Consider the following 1,535-nt stretch of genomic DNA (forward strand, 5'->3'; position numbering starts at 1 on the left):
AACAGTTTTTTTACTGTTCTACATAGTTTGTATTGAAATTACCAGAAACTTTAGCTACTTTTGAGCAAGAAACTCAAACAGTAGGATCGATTATTTTTAAATCAGCAATTAAGTTTTTCTCTTCTAGAAGAAGAATTGTAGTTTCAATTTTAATTGCAGTTTTACCTGTGTAACCTGATTTGAAACGTTCGATTCTGTAACTGTGTCAGTAATTAATAAGTTTGAAGTAAGCAATAATTCTTTCAGGATTTGATGAAATAATTGTTAAGTTTACTTTCTTATATTTAGGATATAACATACCAACAACTAAGTTAGTAACTATTAAGTATAAGAATGTTGAAAGTTCTCTCATTCCGAATAACTCACCATTTTGATTTGGACGAACAAATCCGTAAATAAGTACAAATGTAACTGCTGTTACGAAACCGACAATAACAAGAATTGAACTAACACTTTTCTTATGTTTTGTTGAGAAGTAGTAAGCAATAATATCTGTTCCACCAGTTGAACCACCAACTTTTCACGAAATAGCTATTCCTGTACCAATAAATACTGCTCCAAGACATCCATAAAGTAAAACACCTCAGCTGATTCCGTCTGAATATCAAGCTAATTGTGTTAATTGTTCAATTGAATATTGAGCGTATTTTTCAAATTCTGCAGCTTTCTCAGCACTAAATGCACTTGGATTTAATTTAAAATCAATTAATTCTTTTAAATTAGCTTGCCCTGGTGTTGAAGCAACTTCAACAATTGCTTTAGTATCTTTAATTGATACATTGTAATTATCATAGTCAATAGGAACTAAATTGATTTTCTCAAACAAGAATGAATGAACATGCTCTTCTGTGAAAATAAAGTTTGTTAATTGTAAACAAAGCATAAAGAATAAAGTTAATCCTATAAAACTAAACTTGACTTTTCTTCAAAATATAATGAATAAAGGTAAATTACATGCAAAATAAATTAAAGCAAAATAGTTTCTTAAAACAGGAAATAAATATTGCAAAATAGTAGGAATTCCTGTAATTCCAGAAGGAATTGTGTCTGCTTTTGATAAAAAGATATGAATTCCAAAGTTAAAAATTAATGCTGATACAAAAGTAAGCACTAGTTTTAATCAATATTTAACCCAAAAAGTCTTAAATGTAAGCTTACTTTGTTTTGAATTATTTAAATACTTCGCCATCTTGTATTTTAATTTTTCTTCTTCTTTTTGAATCTCAGCAGGGTTGATTATCACTGCCGAATTATTAGCATCCAGATTCATTGAAGCTTTATTAATAAGGTCAATTTTCTTTGACTTAAATTTGAAATAATTAGTAATTCAAGATGATTTTGGTGTAGTAGTTTTATTGCAATTTTCATTTGCAAAATTATCTTTATTCTTCATGAAACATATTTTATATTATTATCAATTAAATAATTAAAAAATTCCAAATCATATGACTGAAATTCTTATGATAATTAGAATTTCAAAATAGCCATAAAAACTGTAATTTTTAAGTGAAACTAAAACACATATAATCAGTTCA

1 protein-coding gene is annotated in these 1,535 nt (G+C 27.0%); it reads right to left on the minus strand.

From position 1 onward, the window contains the following. Positions 1–10: 10 nt before the first annotated feature. Positions 11–1,393, minus strand: a complete 1,383-nt coding sequence (locus tag VBM91_RS03045; RefSeq protein WP_323188722.1) for a YitT family protein — start codon at positions 1,391–1,393, stop codon at positions 11–13. Between the last annotated feature and the right edge of the window lie 142 nt (positions 1,394–1,535).

It is taken from the genome of Mycoplasma sp. 2248, from assembly GCF_034863245.1.
GTDB lineage: Bacteria > Bacillota_I > Bacilli_A > Mycoplasmatales > Metamycoplasmataceae > Mycoplasmopsis.